This window comes from Pseudomonas flexibilis (assembly GCF_000802425.1).
Lineage (GTDB): Bacteria > Pseudomonadota > Gammaproteobacteria > Pseudomonadales > Pseudomonadaceae > Serpens > Serpens flexibilis.
Map to the genome: position 1 here is coordinate 176,885 of NZ_JRUD01000003.1, position 16,336 is coordinate 193,220.

Here is a 16,336-nt window from a genome sequence, read left to right on the forward strand (position 1 = left end):
GTGTCCGGCATGCCTTGGCTTGCGGTGCGCGGGTGCGTGGCAGATCGGTCAGAAGGTGGAGATCGCGGGAATGGCTGCGGCGGGAGAGGACGTGTCCGCGAAGGTGCACGCCGGACCGGAAAGCTCGCGAATGACTTCGCTCCCACGTTCACTCCGAGATCTGCAGCTCCCGTGCCTTGCTGTACACGTAGCGCACCTTTTCATATTCGAACGGTGAGTTGACCTGGCCGTAGCGGAAGCTGGTCTGGTAGCGCAGGTCCACCACGCGCAGGCCATAGATTTCCGGATGGCCATAACTGGCGGCTTCGCTGACGCCCAGGTAGTCGATTTCGCCTTCGACCCAGAAGTCGGCCGCCAGGCCGGCGGTGTCGCGCAGGTTGGAGGGGCCGAGGAACGGCAACACCAGGTACGGCCCGGACGGCACGCCGTAGGCGCCGAGGGTCTGGCCAAAATCTTCCCGGTGGCGCGGCAGACCCATTCGGCTGGCGACGTCCCACAGGCCGAACACCCCGAAGGTGCTGTTGAACAGCACGCGCGCGGTGATTTCCATGGAACGCTGGCCCTTCAGCTGCAGCAGGCTGTTGAACAGGTTGCCCACGTCGCCGATGTTGTTGAAGAAGTTGCTCACGCCGCTGCGTACGAAGCGGGGCGTCACCGCCTGGTAGGTGTTGACCACCGGCAGGAAGACCCACTCGTCGAAGCGCTGGTTGAAGTGATAGACCCGGCGATTCCAGGGCTCCAGCGGGTCGTAGACATCCAGGGCGAGCAGGGTGGAGCGCTCGAATTCGCGCTGGTCCAGGCCCGGGTTGAAGGTCAGCCGCTCCAGCGGTCGGGTGAAGCCGTCCTCGTCGGTGGCGAGGGTCTGCGCCTGGCTGATCGGCATGGCCAGTATGAGCAGGGTCAGCAGGGTGAAACGCTGTCGAAGCATGGGCAGTGATCCGTTACGGGCGCATGAAGTCGAGCATGGCCTGGGTGTTGACCCGGTAATTCATGTTGCCGCAGTGGCCGCCGCGCGGGTACAGCGTCAGCCGCGAGCCGAAGGTGCGGCGCAGGAAACCCAGATCGCCGGGGCCGAGAATGATGTCATCGGCGTTGTGCATCACGGCGACCTTGTCGCTGTTGCGCAGGTAGTCCTCCAGGGCATAGAGGCTCACCGCATTCACCAGCTGCGGCAGGCTGCCGCCGTCGAATCGCTTGCGCCACATCGGCACCAGTTGCTCGGCCATGTAGCAGTCGAAGTCGCAGAGCAGCGCGCGGCGGAAGAACGGAGTGATCTCGGTGCCCTCGTCGATCGGGTAGCCGGGCGGGGTGATCAGCCCGCGCCGGTTGATCAGGTCCGAGGTGAAGACGATGTCGGCGGCCGAGAAACGAAACGAGGCGCCGATCAGCATCGCCATCTCCTCGTCACTCAGGCGTTGCTGCGACTGCTGGAAGTCGAACAGCAGCGCCGCGCTCATGTCCAGGCTGCCCTTGTGCTGGAAGTAGTGGGTGAGCTTCTCGAACATGCGCTCGTAGAAGGAGGCGGCGTCACGAATATCGGCCACCTGCGTCTGCACCAGGCGGTCGAGGTTGGTCACCGAGGTGTAGAGGTTGACCGGCGGGTTGATCATCAGCACTCGCTGGAAGTTGAAGTGGCGCCGCTGTTCGTCCAGGTGGCTGACGAAGGCGGCATGCAGGCCGCCGAGGCTGTAGCCGGTCAGGTGGTAGCCGGTGACGTCAAGCTGTGGGTGGTTGGCCATCACCGCCTGCATGACCCGGTAGAGGTCATCGGCATCCTCGGCGGAAATACCCGGCGTGGCGAAGCGCGAGGCGGCGGCCATGAAGTCGTAGCTGGTCGGCGAGGACAGCTGCACCACATGGAAACCGCCCTGGTAGAAGACCTTCTTCAGCAGTTCCATGTTGCCGCTGGCGTAGTGGGCACCGGTGCCGGCAATGATGAAGATCAGCGGCGCCGGGCCGTCCTGGGTGGCGAGTCGATAGCGCAGCTTCTTCACCGCCCAGAAGTTGGCCGGCAGCTTGTACTCGCGCTCCGGGCGCAAGAGCAGGCTGTAGTCGCCCTGGCTGATCTCGTCATCCCCGGGCAGTTCCGGCCGCAGGTCCGGCGGCGTGCCGGCGATGGTGGCCTCGAACGGGTTGCTCAGCGGAAAGCCATAGGCGTCGGGGGAAAGGTCGGCGGCCGGTGCGGGGCCAGCAAGCAGGCCGAGCAGGAGGGCGAGCGGAATCAGGTGCGGCATGTTCAGTCCGGTGCGGCAGGGGAACGAGGCTTTGACAACGAAACGGCCCGCTGGGTGCGCAGTATGCCGGCGGCGCCGCACGGCAGACCAGTCGGTGCTGGCTATTCTTCAGGGCCAGGCACATTGCGGGGAGCCCACGATGAGTTCGACACGGCCGTTCGCCATCGGTGAAGCGTCAGCGCGCTATGGGGGGCTGGTGCTGGGCCTGCTGGTCTGGGTGCTGGCCTGTGGGGTACTGCGTTTCTTCTTCCTGGAAGACGAGCGCTGGCTCGGCTGGTGCGCCGAAGCGCCGTCCAGTCTCGCCTGTCGCGCGCGGGGCTGGCTGGGCTGGGCCATCCACCTGCGCGTGCTGGCGTGGCTGGCGCTGCCGCCGGCATTGCTCGGCTTCTGCCTGCCGGGTGTGCCCGGTCGTTGGCTGGCCGGCCTGGCCCTTGTGCCGGCACTGGGCGGCCTGGTGCTGTATGCCGTCACGCCGGCGTCCTTCGCCACGCTGCTGGCCCTGCTGCGCCTGGTGCGCGACGAGCGCCTCAGTGACGCCAGAACGCGTGGGTGAACAGCACCAGCACGGTGATGATTTCCAGACGCCCCAGCAGCATGCCCAGCGACAGCAGCCACTTGGCGGCATCCGGCAGGCTGGCGAAATTGCCGGCCGGGCCGATGATCGGACCCAACCCCGGACCGACGTTGCACACCGCGGTGGCGGCGCCGGTCAGCGCGGTCAGCGGGTCCAGGCCCAGCAGCGCCAGGCCGAGGGCGACCACGCCGATGGTGATGGTGAAGAAGAATGAGAAGGTCAGGATCGAGCGGACGATTTCCTCGTCCAGCGGATGGCCGTTGTACTTCTGCTGGATCACCGCACGGGGGTGGATCAACTGCTGGATGTTGGCGCGCAGCAGTGCGAAGGCCACCTGGAAGCGGAAGATCTTCAGCCCGCCGGTGGAGGAGCCGGAGCAGCCGCCGATGAAGGTCAGGTAGAAGAACGCCATGATGGCGAAGTCGCCCCACTGGCTGTAATCGCCCAGGGCGTAACCGGTGGTGGTGATGATGGAGACGGTGTTTACCGAGGCCAGGCGCAACGCATCGTTCCAGGCGTAATCGGAGTTCAGCCACAGCCAGCCGCTGAACAGCAGGCAGGCGGCGACCAGCAGCTTGAGAAAGCCGCGAACCTGCTGATCGCGCAGCAGCGCCTTGTAATTGCCGCGCAGGGTGGACACATACAGCATGAAGGGCAGACTGCCGAGAACCATGAGCACCACCGCGACCCAGTGCGAGGCGGGCGGGAAGGCGGCCAGCGAGGCGTCCGAGGTGGAGAAGCCGGCGGTAGCCACCGAGGTCATGGCGTGGTTCACGGCATCGAACCAGCCCATGCCGGCCAGGTGGAAGGCCAGCGTGCCGAGCAGCGTGAACAGCAGGTACACCCCGACGATGTACTTGGCCACCATGTGCGAACGCGGCAGCACCTTTTCCGACCAGTCCGAGGACTCGGTCTGGAACAGGCGCATGCCACCGACGCGCAGCAGCGGCAGGATCGCTACCGCCATGGCGATGAAGCCGATGCCGCCCAGCCATTGCAGCAGCGAGCGCCACAGCAGCAGGCCGGGCGAGGCATCGTCCAGGCCGGTGAGAACCGTGCCGCCGGTGGTGGTGATGCCCGACATGCTCTCGAAGAAGGCGTCGGTGTAGCTCAGGTCGCGGATCATCAGCATTGGCAACGCGGCGAAGAGTGCTACCACCAGCCAGCTCGCGGTGGTCAGCAGGTACATGTCGCGCGGACGCAGATGCGCCTCGGCCGGGCGGCCGGGCAGCACCAGGGCCAGGCCGGTGCCGAAAGTGATCAGACTCGACCAGAGAAACGCCTCCAGCTCATCGGTGCGCCCGTACCAGAGCTGGGCGAACAACGGCAGCAGCATGCTCGCGGCCAGGGTGATGAGGAAGATCCCGAGAATGAAACCGATGATGCGCAGTGTCGGCAGGGCCATGGGGTGGCTCGGACGGGAAAAGGAGGGGCGCATTCTAACCTTGTGAACCCGCCTGTAAACCGAGCGGTGAGGGCTGACGAAATTCTTTCGCAGCCCTCTTCACAGCCGGAATGCGATGCATAGAATAGCCGCCCAGCGCCGGCTGCTCTGCCGGTTTCCGAGTCTGCTCCCCATGTCTCAAGAGAACCCCTGCCTCACGTGCGGCGCTTGCTGCGCGTACTTTCGTGTGTCCTTCTACTGGGGCGAATGCCGTTCCGCCGGCGGCAGCGTGCCAGATGATCGGGTCGTGCAGATTTCCCCCTATCACGCCGCCATGATCGGCACCGACGCCAAGCCGGCGCGCTGCGTGGCGCTGCTCGGCGATGTCGGCTGCTCGGTGCGCTGCACCATGTACGAACAGCGCTCCAGCACCTGCCGCGAGTTCGAAGCCTCGTGGGCCAATGGTCAGCACAACCCGAACTGCGATACCGCCCGCGCCGCCCATGGCCTGCCGCCCGTGACGCCCCCGCTGCAGCCGGACCTGTCCCCCGATCGCGTCGCCTGAGCGGGCGCGGCGCGCGCGACATCCCCTTTCTGGCGCCTGGGCCACTAGAATGGCTGCCTGTATCGATCTGGAGGTGGCCCATGGAGGCTCTTGACGCTCTGCTGACCCGCGTGTCCGTGCCGCGGTTGCATGACCCGGCGCCGGACGCGGCGCAGCGCCAGCTGCTGTTCCGCGCGGCGTTGCGCGCCCCCGACCATGGCCAGTTGCGGCCCTGGCGGTTCCTGACCATCGAAGGGGCCGCCCGCGAGCGCCTGGGTGAGCTGTTCGCCCAGGCGGTGTCGGCCAGCGGCGCCAAGCCGGAGATGCTCGCCAAGGCCCGCGCCATGCCGCTGCGCGCGCCGCTGCTAGTGGTCGTCATCGCCTCGCCGAAGACACACTTCAAGGTGCCGGAGAGCGAGCAGTTGCTCTCCGCCGGCTGTGCCGCCCATGGCATCGTGATCGCCGCCCATGCGCTGGGCCTCGGGGCGATCTGGCGCAGCGGCGATCTTTCCCACGATCCCCTCGTCAAGGCCGGCCTGGGCGTCGGCGCGAAGGAACAGATCGTCGGCTTCATCTACCTGGGGCGTGCCGAAGGCGAACGCCGCACCCCGCAGGAGCTGGATCCCGGCGACTTCGTGACCGCCTGGCAGGGCTGATCGCAGGGGCAGAACCCGTCCGGGGTGGTCCGGTCTCAACAGTTCCGGCAGCGCCATGCTGTCCTGAACCGTCGGAGGGCACCCATGATCAATTCCCGCTACCAAGACTGCGTCCAGGCCTGCACCCGGTGTGCCGAGGCCTGCGAACATTGCGCCACCTCCTGCCTGCGCGAGGAGGATGTGAAGATGATGGCCCGCTGCATCCAGCTGGATCGCGATTGTGCGGACCTGTGTCGGCTGTGCGCCGTGCTGATGATGCGGGACAGCGAGCAGGCCGCAGCGCTGTGTCGGGTGTGCGCCGAAGCCTGCCGCGCCTGCGCCAGCGAATGTGCCGGTCACGAACACGACCATTGCCAGGCCTGCGCTAAGGCGTGCACGGCCTGCGCCGAGGCCTGCGAGCGCATGGCGGCATAGGGTGGCATGCGTTCGTAGGGTGGACAGCGTTTTTCTGTCCACCGCTTGTGTGCGGGCTGCTTGGTGGACAAGAAACGCGTTGTCCACCCTACAGAAAATGAAAAAGCCGGACCCAAGGGGCCGGCTTTTCGTTACGCCACAGCCGCTTAGAAGCGGTAGGTCAGCTGGGCTGCCAGGCCGTGGGCGGAGTTTTCGTACTCGGCGTTGTAGCCGGCCTGGTTCACCTCACCCTTGTCTTCCTTCAGGTAGGAGTAGGCCAGGTCGAGGGTCATGTCGCGGTTGATGTTCCAGCCGGCGCCCAGGGACAGGATGGTGCGATCCGATACCGGAATACGAGTGGTGCGGTGCTCGTCGTTGGTCGGCGACTCGTCGAGTGCCAGGCCGGCGCGCAGCACCCACTGCGGGTTCAGCTGGTAGGAGGTGCCGACGGCGAACGACCAGGTGTTGCTCCATTTCAGCGGTTCAACCTTGCGGCCAAGGACGCCTGCGGCAACCGGGTTGCTGGTCTGGTTTTCCACCACCAGGCTTTCCAGGCGACTCCAGCGGGTCCAGGTGGCGCCGCCATACAGGGTCCACTGGTCGTCGAGGCGGTAGGTCACCGAGGTGTCCACCGACTCCGGCATGGTGATGTCGACGCTGGCGTCATATTTGCCGTTCAGGGCACTGAAGGGAACGGTGCCTCCAGTGTTAGGTACCGACACCCCTGCAGGCATATCGCTGACCTTGGTATCACCTTCCAGGCTGTACTTGACCTTGGAGTGGTAGGTCAGGCCCCAGCTCAGTCGCTCGGTGAAATCCACCAGCACGCCGAGGTTATAGCCGTAGGCGATGTCGTCGCCTTCGATTTCGATCTTGGCGTCGAACGGACCAACAGCCGAGTTGCTGGTCAGCTGGCCGTAGATGCGGCTGATCACCAGGCCACCACCCACCGACACCTGGTCGTTGATCTTGTAGCTGAGGGTCGGCTGCAGGTTGACCACTTCCACTTCGCTGTTCAGGCCGTGGTAGCGGCCCATGTGGCCGTTCTCGTAGTCGCTGATGACCGCGAACGGCACGTACAGGCCGAGACCGAAGTGCAGCTTGTCGTTGATCGGGGTGACGTAGTAGCCGAACGGCACGGTGGCGAAGGGCACCATGTCGCCATCGGTGCTGCCGGTGCCGCCGGTCGCTTCGATATCGGTGAGTGCATGGATGAACGCCAGACCACCGCTGACCTCGCGACGCTCAAGCTTGGACATGCCGGCCGGGTTGCCAGCCACGATGCTGGCGTCCAGGACATTGGAGGAACGGCCGGCGAAGGCGGTTCCCATGCCGCTGGCGCTGTGCTCGTTGATGGCCAGTCCGTTTGCCAGTGCCTGGCTCGACAGGGCGCCAATCGCCAGAGCCAGTGTTGTTTTTATCCAGGCTTGTTTCATCGGTAACTCCGGTTTTTCAAGTTGAAGCGAGCGGGCGACGCTAACAGGAAGAATCCCCCCGTTCTAGGTGCAAACCGCTCTGTATCGCGGCTTTCGCAGGTTTTATGCGTGCCGTGAATGGGTTGCGATAAAGCATGCTAAAAAAACCGGGCTACCAATGTAACTATTTGTTCTCTAAGGAAATACAGGGTCCCTGAGTGACTGTTCAGTCACCTCTGGCCACCGGGCGTGCCGGATCGGTGATCCACTCGCTCCAGGAGCCGGCATACAGCGGCGCCAGCGGCAGGCCGGCGAGGCTCATGGCGAACAGGTTATGGCAGGCGGTAACGCCCGAGCCGCAATAGGCCACCAGTTGTTCGGGGTTGCGTCCCGCCAGCAGGTTTTCGAAGCGCTGGCGCAACTGTTCGGGCGGCAGAAAGCGTCCGTCGGCGCCCAGATTGTCGGTGAAGGGAGCGCAGCGGGCGCCGGGGATGTGGCCGGCGACCGGGTCCAGCGGCTCCACCTCGCCGCGAAAGCGCGGCAGGGCACGGGCATCGATCAGGGTCAGGCCAGGCTCCGCCAGACGCCGGCCCAGTTGATCGGCCTCCACGACCAGGCAGGCGTCCGGGCGAGCGGTGAAGTCCCCGCGTGCCGGTTCGGTGACCTGCGCGGTTACCGGCAGGTCGGCGGCCTGCCAGGCCTGGAAGCCGCCGTCGAGCAGGAACACGCCGTCACGCTTGCCGAGCCACGCCAGCAGCCACCAGGCCCGCGCCGCGAAGGCGCCGGGGCCGTCGTCGTAGAGCACGATGGTGCTGTCCTGATCCACGCCCCAGGCGCGCAGGGCCTCCTGCAGGCGGGCGGGATCCGGCAGCGGGTGGCGACCGGTCACCCCCTTGATGATCGGGCCGGACAGGTCCCGCTCCAGGTCGGCGAACTGGGCCCCGGGCACATGCCCCTCGGCGTAGCGGGTACGACCGTAGGCGGGGTCGTCGAGGGCGAAACGGCAGTCGAGGATGCGCAGCTCCGGCGCCGACAGGCGTTCGGCAAGTTGGGGCGCAGTCAGCAGGCGGGCAAAGGACATGGGTGGCTCCTGTGTCGCGAAGGGCAGGGCAGGCATCATAAGGTGGCTGTCATATTTCGCCAGTCGCCTGGCATAGACCCGTCAGAGAAATGGGAGCGTTCATGTCTAATCTGGCTGTCATCACCGAGAGCGCCACGCTGGCACGCCGCGTGGGGGTTGTCCTGGGCAGTGTGCTGCTGACCGCCTATCACTGCTGCGTCATCCTGATGCGTGCCGCCGTGGGCCGGCTGCGCCGCGAGCACATCGACCGTTATGCGCGCAGCTGGGCCCGGGTGCTGCTGCGCATGGCGCGCATCGACATTCGCGTGCAGGGGCAGGCGCCGGATTTCTCCGACGGCCGCCGCTACATCATTCTCTGCAACCATTCCAGCCACTACGACATCCCGGTGAGCTTCGCCCACCTGCCTGGCTCGATCCGCATGCTGGCCAAGAAGGAACTGTTCTCCATTCCGCTGTTCGGCCAGACCCTGCGCGCCGGTGAATTCCCTTCCATCAATCGCGGCAACCGCCACCAGGCCGTGCGCGACCTGCAGAACGCGCGTCGTCTGATGGAAAGCGGCATCGTGCTGTGGGCCGCTCCGGAAGGCACCCGTTCGGCCGATGGCCGGCTGCTGCCCTTCAAGAAGGGCTGCTTCCACCTGGCGCTGGACACCGATGCGGTCATCGTGCCGCTGGCGATCCGCGGCATTCACCAGGTGCTGCCGGCACGTACCTGGAGGCTGAACCTGGGCATGCCGGTGGAGGTGGAAATCGGCGAGCCCATCGACGCCAGCCAGTATTCCGTGGAGCGCCTGCCCGAGCTGATGGCCGAAACCCGCGCGCGCCTGCAGGCCATGCTCGACAAGGGCGTCGCCCCGGCCGGGACGGTCAGCGAGGAGCTGACCCTGGCCTGAGCCCGTTTCCGGGTTCTGTCGACCGGCGTGCAGCCGGCCCCGCCGGGCGTGCCGCCGTCCCGAGCGAGCCGTATTTGCGACGCCGCGCGCAAAACGCGACGCGCTGTATACTGCGCGCCCGCAATCGACGTGCCGGCAATCGAGGAGACCCGCGTGGCCATCGACATTCACTGGATCCGCGACGACGCCGAGCTGGCGCAGCAGTGCGCCGCCTGGCGCGCGCAGCCTTTCGTGGTGCTGGATACCGAGTTCATGCGGGTCGACACCTTCTATCCGATCGCCGGCCTGGTGCAGGTCGGTGATGGCCGGCAGGCCGCGCTGATCGATCCGCTGTGCATCCGCGACTGGTCACCGTTCGCCGCGCTGCTGGATGATCCCGCGGTGGTCAAGGTGCTGCATGCCTGCAGCGAGGACCTGGAAGTGTTCCAGCGCCTGACCGGCACCCTGCCGCAGCCGTTGTTCGACACCCAACTGGCGGCGGCCTATCTCAACCTGGGCTTTTCCATGGGCTACTCGCGCCTGGTGCAGGCGCTGCTGGGCGTGGAGCTGCCCAAGGGCGAAACCCGCTCCGACTGGTTGCAGCGCCCGCTGAGCGACATGCAGGTGCGCTACGCCGCCGAGGATGTGCAGCACCTGGTCGAGGTCTATCGCGCGCTGGACGAACGGCTCAGCGCGGAAAAGCGTGGCTGGCTGCTGGAGGACGGCGCCGAGCTGGTCGCCAACCTGCGCCGCGAGGTCGACCCGGACGAGATGTATCGCGACGGCAAGCTGGCCTGGAAGCTGTCCCGCCAGCAACTGGCGGTGTACCGGGCCCTGTACGCCTGGCGCGAGCGTGAGGCGCGCCGTCGCGATGTGCCGCGCAACCGCATCCTGCGCGAGGCCTCGCTGTGGCCGCTGGCGCGCTACCAGCCCGCGGAGCTGGGCGCGCTGTCGCGCATTGAAGACATGCATCCGCGCACTGTGCGCCAGGATGGCGAAACCCTCCTGCAGCTGATCCGCCAGGCGGCGGCGCTGCCGCCCGACGCCTGGCCGCAGCCGGTGGACGAACCGCTGCCGCTGGAAGTCGGTCGCCTGCTCAAGAAGCTGCGCGCGGTTGGCCAGGCCGAGGCGGCGCGCCTGGACATGGCGCCCGAGCTGATGCTGCGCAAGAAATCCCTGGAAGCCCTGCTGCGCAGTGGCTACCCCAACGGCCCCTATGAATTGCCGGACAACCTGCGCGGCTGGCGCCGTGAACGCCTCGGACAGGCGTTGCTCGAGGCGTTGTCCGCTCCCGGAGAATCGGCATGAAACGCATCTGTTCCATCTACAAGAGCCCGCGCAAGCGCGAGATGTACCTCTACGTATTGAAAAGCGACGCCTTGGCGCGAGTGCCGGAAGGTCTGCTCGCCGCCTTTGGCACGCCGCAGCTGGCCTTCGATCTGGTGCTGCACCCCGAGCGCCAGCTGGCCCGCGAGGACATCCACCAGGTGCTGGAGAACCTCGACAAGCAGGGTTACCACCTGCAGATGCCGCCGCCCGATCTGGACGATGACTACATCGAGCATCTGCCCGACGAACTGCTGCGCATGAACGATCCGCTGTAAGCGAAGGGCTCCTTTCGGAGCTGGCATGTGCAAATCAATATGCTATCGTCGCGCCACTAAGTGACGAAATCGACGTTTTTCGGGGCGGCCGGGGTGGGCCGTCTCGTCGGTGTGCGCCACCGTCCACTTTCCGACAGCCTGTAGCGCAAGCAAAACTCTCGCTCAATCAATGACTTGGCCCTTGGCACTGATGTTGCTATGTCTGGGCTCTGTGATGTGGGGCGTCAAATCTATGCCGCCAGTAAGAGGAAATGACACATGAGTCAGGGTGTGCAGTTCAATCGTTTGCTGATGGACATGCGTTCCATGCAGGCGGACGCCATGGCCCGTTTCAAGCCGGCACAGCCCGAGGCGCCGGCCAACGGCATGCCGAGCTTCGCCGATCTGCTGGGGCAGGCGGTCAACAAGGTGAGCCAGACCCAGAGCTCCGCCAACCAGCTCGCCACCGCCTTCGAAATGGGCCAGGGCGGGGTGGACCTGACTGATGTGATGATTGCCTCGCAGAAGGCCTCGGTGTCCTTCCAGGCCATGACCCAGGTGCGTAACAAGCTGGTGCAGGCCTACCAGGACATCATGCAGATGTCGATCTAAGGACGGATGATCCATGTCTGACGCTGTAGCGAAGGTTCCCGCCCATTCCAACGAGGCGGAAGCCCCGGCCAAGAAGCCGCCGCTGTTCGGGCTCGCCTTCCTGGAAAACCTTTCCGAAATGTCCATGCTGCGCCAGGTGGGCCTGCTGGTCGGGCTGGCCGCCAGCGTGGCCATCGGTTTCGCCGTGGTGCTCTGGTCCCAGCAGCCGGACTACCGCCCCCTGTACGGCAACCTCAACGGTATGGACGTCAGCCAGGTGGTCGATGTCCTCAACACCGCCGGCATCCACTACACCGTCGAACCCAATTCCGGCGCCCTGCTGGTCAAGGCCTAGGACATGGCCCAGGCGCGCCTGAAACTGGCCACCGCCGGCGTGGCGCCACGCGACAACAGCGTGGGCTTCGAGATCCTCGACCGCGAGCAGAGCCTGGGCACCAGCCAGTTCATGGAAGCGGCGCGTTACCGCCGTGGTCTGGAAGGCGAGCTGGGGCGCACCATCGCCAGCCTCAACGGCGTCAAATCGGCGCGCGTGCACCTGGCCATTCCGAAGAGCTCGGTGTTCGTGCGCGACGAGCGCAAGCCCAGCGCTTCGGTGCTGCTGGAGCTGTTTCAGGGACGCAACCTGGAGCCCGGCCAGGTCCAGGCGATCATCAACCTGGTGGCCACCAGCGTGCCGGAGCTGAACAAGTCCCAGGTCACCGTGGTGGACCAGAAGGGCAACCTGCTCTCCGATCAGCAGGAGCTGTCCGAGCTGACCGTCGCCGGCCGCCAGTTCGAGTACAGCCGCCGGGTGGAAACCCTGCTGACCCAGCGCGTGCACAACATCCTGCGTCCGGTGCTGGGCAACGAGCGCTACAAGGCGGAAGTCTCCGCCGACGTGGATTTCAACGCCGTCGAGTCCACCACCGAGACCTTCAACCCCGACCAGCCCGCGCTGCGCAGCGAGCAGGCCGTCAAGGAACAACGCCAGAGCAGCCTGCCGCCGCAAGGTGTTCCGGGCGCGCTGAGCAACCAGCCGCCGGCCCCGGGCGCCGCGCCCGAACAGCTGGGCTTCGGCGCCGCGAATGCCGGCGCGATTCCGCCCGGCCAGCCGCTGCTGGACGCCAACGGCCAGCAGATCATGGATCCGGCCACCGGCACGCCGATGCTGGCGCCGTATCCGGCCGACAAGCGCGAGCAGGCGACCCGCAACTACGAGCTGGATCGCTCCATCAGCTACACCCGCCAGCAGCAGGGCCGCGTTCGCCGTTTGTCCATCGCCGTGGTGGTGGACGACCAGCAGGTCGTCGATCCGCAGTCCGGCACCGTCACCTACCAGCCCTGGAGTGCCGAGGACCTGGCGCGCTTCACCCGCCTGGTGCAGGACGCGGTGGGCTTCGATGCCAGCCGTGGCGACAGCGTCAGCGTGGTCAACACGCCCTTCGTCGCGGACCGTGGCGAAGTGTTCGAGGAGATCCCGTTCTACGCGCAGCCCTGGTTCTGGGACATCGCCAAACAGATCATCGGCGCGCTGTTCATCCTCGCGTTGGTGTTCGGCGTGCTGCGTCCGCTGCTCAACAACATCACCGGCAACAAGAAGGGCGAAGGCAAGGATCTGGTGCCGTTCGAGCGCGACCTGCAGCCGTTGTCCTCCGAGCTGGATGAAGACCAACTGAGCCTGAGCGGTTCGGCCCAGCAGATCATGCTGGCCAACCCCAATGACGGATTCGAAGCCCAGCTGAACGCCATCAAGAACCTGGTGGCGGAAAACCCGGCCCGCGTTGCCGAAGTCGTCAAAGAATGGATCAACGGGGACGAGTGACCGTGAGCAAACTGAGCAAAGTCGACAAGGCCGGCATCCTGCTGCTCTCCCTGGGCGAGACCGACGCCGCGCAGGTACTGCGTCATCTGGGCCCCAAGGAAGTGCAGAAGGTCGGTGTGGCCATGGCCCACCTGGGCAACGTGCACCGCGAGCAGGTCGAGGAAGTCCTCAGCGAATTCATCGTCATGGTCGGCGAGCAGACCGGCCTGGGCGTGGGTACCGACGGCTACATCCGCAAGATGCTCACCCAGGCCCTGGGCGAGGACAAGGCGGGCAGCCTGATCGACCGCATCCTGCTGGGCGGCAGCACCAGCGGCCTGGACAGCCTGAAGTGGATGGAGCCGCGCGCCGTGGCCGACGTGATCCGCTACGAACACCCGCAGATCCAGGCCATCGTGGTGGCCTACCTGGACGCCGACCAGGCCAGCGAGGTGCTCAGCCACTTCCCGCACAAGGCGCGCCTGGACATCCTGCTGCGCGTGTCCTCGCTGAACACCGTGCAACCGGCGGCGCTCAAGGAGCTCAACACCATCCTCGAGAAGCAGTTCTCCGGCAACACCAACACCAGTCGCGCCACCCTGGGCGGCGTGAAGCGTGCCGCCGACATCATGAACTACCTGGACAGCACCATTGAAGGCCCGCTGATGGATGCCATCCGCGAGCTGGACGAGGAGCTGGCGCTGGAGATCGAAGACCTGATGTTCGTCTTCGAGAACCTGGCCGACATCGACGACCGCGGCATCCAGGCGCTGCTGCGCGAGATCTCCTCCGACGTGCTCACCCTGGCCCTCAAGGGCGCCGACGAGAACGTCAAGGAAAAGATCTTCAAGAACATGTCCAAGCGCGCCGGCGAGCTGCTGCGCGACGACCTGGAAAGCCTCGGCCCGGTGCGCGTCAGCGATGTCGAGACGGCGCAGAAGGAAATCCTCGGCATCGCGCGTCGCATGGCCGAAGCCGGCGAAATCGTCATCGGCCCGAAGGGCGCCGAAGAAATGATCTGATCCCGCTTGCCGGGATAGCCAGACCCCTGGCGGGGCGAGAGTCGAGTCACCATGCAGAATGGCCAAGGCGAATACGAAAGCGATCTGATCCGCGCCAGCGACCTGCCGCCGTTCGAGCGCTGGCTGCTGCCCAGCTTCGATCCGCTCAAACCGGCGCCCGCGCCGGAGCCGCTGCCCGAAGTGGAGCCGGAGCCGGAAGTCCAGGCCAGCATCGAGGAAGTTCCGGTCGAGGCGGTGCAGCCGATCACCCTCGAAGAGCTGGAGGCCATCCGTCAGGATGCCTACAACGAAGGCTTTTCCACGGGCGAGAAGGACGGCTTCCACGCCGGCCAGTTGCGCGCCCGCCAGGAGGCGGAGGCCCGCCTGAACGAGCAGCTGGCGCGCCTGGAACAGTTGATGGGTCACCTGCTGGAGCCCATTGCCGAGCAGGATCAGGCGCTGGAGCTGGCGCTGGTCGACCTGGTCGCCCATGTCAGCCGCGAGGTCATCCAGCGCGAGCTGCGCACCGATTCCAGCCAGCTGCAACTGATCCTCTCCGAAGCGCTCGGCCTGCTGCCCATGGGCGCCGGCAGCCTGCGCATCCACATCAATCCCCAGGACTTCGAGCTGGTCAAGGCGCTGCGCGAACGCCACGAGGAAAGCTGGAAGATCATCGAGGACGCCAGCCTGCAGCCGGGCGGCTGCCGCGTGGAAAGCCAGAACAGTCTGGTCGATGCCACCGTGGAAACCCGCCTCAAGCAGGCGCTGGCGCAGCTGTTCGAGCACAAGCGCGAGCAACGCCTGCATCCGCCGGCGCCCGACCTGATCGTCGAGCTGCCCGGCGGGGAGCAAGCCGATGCGCCTTGAGCGCACCACCTTGGCCCGCCGCCTGGCCGGCTACCAGCAGGCGGTCAGCCTGCCCAGTCGTCCGGTGGTCGAAGGGCGCCTGCTGCGCATGGTCGGCCTGACCCTGGAAGCCGAAGGCCTCAGTGCGGCTGTGGGCAGCCGCTGCCTGGTGATGAACGGCGACCGCCATCATCCGCTGGAGATCGAAGCCGAAGTCATGGGCTTCGCCGGCAGCAAGACCTACCTGATGCCCGTTGGCAGTCTGGCCGGTATCGCCCCGGGCGCCCGAGTGGTGCCACTGGCCGACAGCGGTCGCCTGCCCATGGGCATGAGCATGCTTGGCCGGGTGTTGGACGGCACCGGCAAGCCACTGGACGGCAAGGGCCGCATGCGCGCCGAGGACTGGGTACCGCTGGTCGCGCCGGCGATCAACCCGCTGCGCCGCCATCCCATCGACCAGCCGCTGGACGTCGGTATTCGCAGCATCAACGGCCTGCTCACCGTTGGACGCGGCCAGCGCCTGGGCCTGTTCGCCGGCACCGGCGTGGGCAAGTCAGTGCTGCTGGGCATGATGACCCGCTTCACCCAGGCCGACATCATCGTGGTTGGGTTGATCGGCGAGCGGGGCCGCGAGGTGAAGGAATTCATTGAGCACATCCTCGGCGAGGAAGGTCTCAAGCGCTCCGTGGTAGTCGCCTCGCCGGCCGACGAGGCGCCGCTGATGCGCCTGCGCGCCGCCCAGTACTGCACACGCATCGCCGAGTATTTCCGCGACCAGGGCAAGAACGTCCTGTTGCTGATGGACTCGCTGACCCGCTATGCCCAGGCCCAGCGCGAGATCGCCCTGGCCATCGGCGAGCCGCCGGCCACCAAGGGTTACCCGCCCTCGGTGTTCGCCAAGTTGCCGGCGCTGGTCGAGCGCGCCGGTAACGCGGAGCAGGGCGGCGGTTCGATCACTGCCTTCTACACCGTGCTGTCCGAAGGGGATGACCAGCAGGACCCGATCGCCGACGCGGCGCGCGGCGTGCTCGACGGCCATATCGTGCTGTCGCGCCGCCTGGCCGAGGAGGGGCACTACCCGGCCATCGACATCGAAGCGTCGATCAGCCGGGTGATGCCGCAGGTGGTCACGCCGGAGCATCTGCAGCTGGCGCAGCGCTTCAAGCGCTTCTGGTCGCGCTACCAGCAGAGCCGCGACCTGCTCAGCGTCGGCGCCTACGTGCCCGGCGGCGATCCGGAAACCGACCTGGCCATTGCCAAGCAGCAGCAGATGGCCCACTACCTGCGACAGGGCCTTAACGAAGGTGGCCAGCAGCTGGGGCAGAACGCCGCGCAACTGGCGGCCGTCTTCCAGTGACCCG

The 16,336-nt window shown here is 66.3% G+C and carries 16 protein-coding genes and 1 pseudogene; 12 read left to right on the forward strand and 5 right to left on the reverse strand.

The genetic code is table 11. From position 1 onward, the window contains the following. Nucleotides 1–148: 148 nt before the first annotated feature. Nucleotides 149–883: an MlaA family lipoprotein gene (locus SF06_RS03525; protein ID WP_051587366.1), complete on the reverse strand. Its 735-nt coding sequence runs from the start codon at nucleotides 881–883 to the stop codon at nucleotides 149–151. 58 nt (nucleotides 884–941) lie between these two features. After that, nucleotides 942–2,234: a serine/threonine protein kinase gene (locus SF06_RS03530; RefSeq protein WP_039560008.1), complete on the reverse strand. Its 1,293-nt coding sequence runs from the start codon at nucleotides 2,232–2,234 to the stop codon at nucleotides 942–944. Between the two features lie 139 nt (nucleotides 2,235–2,373). Between SF06_RS03530 and SF06_RS03535 the strand changes: the two genes are divergently transcribed. Further along, nucleotides 2,374–2,787: a hypothetical protein gene (locus SF06_RS03535; protein WP_052199694.1), complete on the forward strand. Its 414-nt coding sequence runs from the start codon at nucleotides 2,374–2,376 to the stop codon at nucleotides 2,785–2,787. Here the strand turns inward: SF06_RS03535 and SF06_RS03540 are convergent. Continuing rightward, on the reverse strand, nucleotides 2,762–4,213 hold the full coding sequence (locus SF06_RS03540; protein ID WP_039560010.1) for a TrkH family potassium uptake protein: 1,452 nt from the start codon (nucleotides 4,211–4,213) through the stop codon (nucleotides 2,762–2,764). The two genes, SF06_RS03535 and SF06_RS03540, sit on opposite strands and share 26 nt — an antisense overlap. Before the next feature lie 172 nt (nucleotides 4,214–4,385). Here SF06_RS03540 and SF06_RS03545 point away from each other — a divergent pair, with 172 nt between their 5' ends. The 3 genes from SF06_RS03545 (at nucleotide 4,386) to SF06_RS03555 (ending at nucleotide 5,806) form a co-directional block, all read left to right on the forward strand. Beyond that, entirely contained in the window at nucleotides 4,386–4,757 is a 372-nt protein-coding gene (locus SF06_RS03545) for a YkgJ family cysteine cluster protein (RefSeq protein ID WP_039560011.1), read from the forward strand. A gap of 80 nt (nucleotides 4,758–4,837) precedes the next feature. After that, complete coding sequence (locus SF06_RS03550; RefSeq protein ID WP_027590880.1) at nucleotides 4,838–5,392, forward strand: nitroreductase family protein; 555 nt, start codon at nucleotides 4,838–4,840, stop codon at nucleotides 5,390–5,392. An 84-nt stretch (nucleotides 5,393–5,476) separates the two neighbouring features. Further along, entirely contained in the window at nucleotides 5,477–5,806 is a 330-nt protein-coding gene (locus SF06_RS03555; protein WP_039560012.1) for a four-helix bundle copper-binding protein, read from the forward strand. Between the two features lie 146 nt (nucleotides 5,807–5,952). Here the strand turns inward: SF06_RS03555 and SF06_RS03560 are convergent, their stop codons facing one another. Next, nucleotides 5,953–7,221, reverse strand: coding sequence for an OmpP1/FadL family transporter (locus SF06_RS03560; RefSeq protein ID WP_039560013.1), 1,269 nt, complete (start codon nucleotides 7,219–7,221; stop codon nucleotides 5,953–5,955). Between the two features lie 205 nt (nucleotides 7,222–7,426). Further along, complete coding sequence (locus tag SF06_RS03565) at nucleotides 7,427–8,281, reverse strand: sulfurtransferase (RefSeq protein ID WP_039560015.1); 855 nt, start codon at nucleotides 8,279–8,281, stop codon at nucleotides 7,427–7,429. Nucleotides 8,282–8,382: 101 nt separating this feature from the next. Between SF06_RS03565 and SF06_RS03570 the strand changes: the two genes are divergently transcribed. The 8 genes and pseudogenes from SF06_RS03570 to fliI all read left to right on the forward strand — a co-directional run bounded on the left by SF06_RS03570 (nucleotide 8,383) and on the right by fliI (nucleotide 16,332). Next, complete coding sequence (locus SF06_RS03570; RefSeq protein ID WP_037009137.1) at nucleotides 8,383–9,174, forward strand: lysophospholipid acyltransferase family protein; 792 nt, start codon at nucleotides 8,383–8,385, stop codon at nucleotides 9,172–9,174. 153 nt (nucleotides 9,175–9,327) lie between these two features. Continuing rightward, nucleotides 9,328–10,461 carry a ribonuclease D gene (gene rnd, locus SF06_RS03575; protein ID WP_027590876.1) on the forward strand — a complete coding sequence of 378 codons (1,134 nt, stop codon included), beginning with the start codon at nucleotides 9,328–9,330 and terminating at the stop codon, nucleotides 10,459–10,461. Further along, nucleotides 10,458–10,757: a YcgL domain-containing protein gene (locus tag SF06_RS03580; RefSeq protein WP_027590875.1), complete on the forward strand. Its 300-nt coding sequence runs from the start codon at nucleotides 10,458–10,460 to the stop codon at nucleotides 10,755–10,757. The genes rnd and SF06_RS03580 overlap by 4 nt, the downstream gene beginning before the upstream one ends. A gap of 258 nt (nucleotides 10,758–11,015) precedes the next feature. Then, entirely contained in the window at nucleotides 11,016–11,348 is a 333-nt protein-coding gene (gene fliE / locus SF06_RS03585) for a flagellar hook-basal body complex protein FliE (RefSeq protein WP_027590874.1), read from the forward strand. 13 nt (nucleotides 11,349–11,361) lie between these two features. Further along, a pseudogene (fliF, locus tag SF06_RS03590) lies at nucleotides 11,362–13,149 on the forward strand (flagellar basal-body MS-ring/collar protein FliF). Continuing rightward, nucleotides 13,128–14,150 (forward strand): flagellar motor switch protein FliG, encoded by a 1,023-nt coding sequence (gene fliG, locus SF06_RS03595; RefSeq protein WP_039560017.1) that lies wholly within the window; start codon nucleotides 13,128–13,130, stop codon nucleotides 14,148–14,150. Before fliF ends, fliG begins: the two are co-directional and overlap by 22 nt. Before the next feature lie 51 nt (nucleotides 14,151–14,201). Next, entirely contained in the window at nucleotides 14,202–14,996 is a 795-nt protein-coding gene (gene fliH, locus SF06_RS03600) for a flagellar assembly protein FliH (RefSeq protein WP_039560019.1), read from the forward strand. Beyond that, nucleotides 14,986–16,332 (forward strand): flagellar protein export ATPase FliI, encoded by a 1,347-nt coding sequence (fliI, locus tag SF06_RS03605; protein WP_027590870.1) that lies wholly within the window; start codon nucleotides 14,986–14,988, stop codon nucleotides 16,330–16,332. Before fliH ends, fliI begins: the two co-directional genes overlap by 11 nt. Nucleotides 16,333–16,336 lie beyond the last annotated feature (4 nt).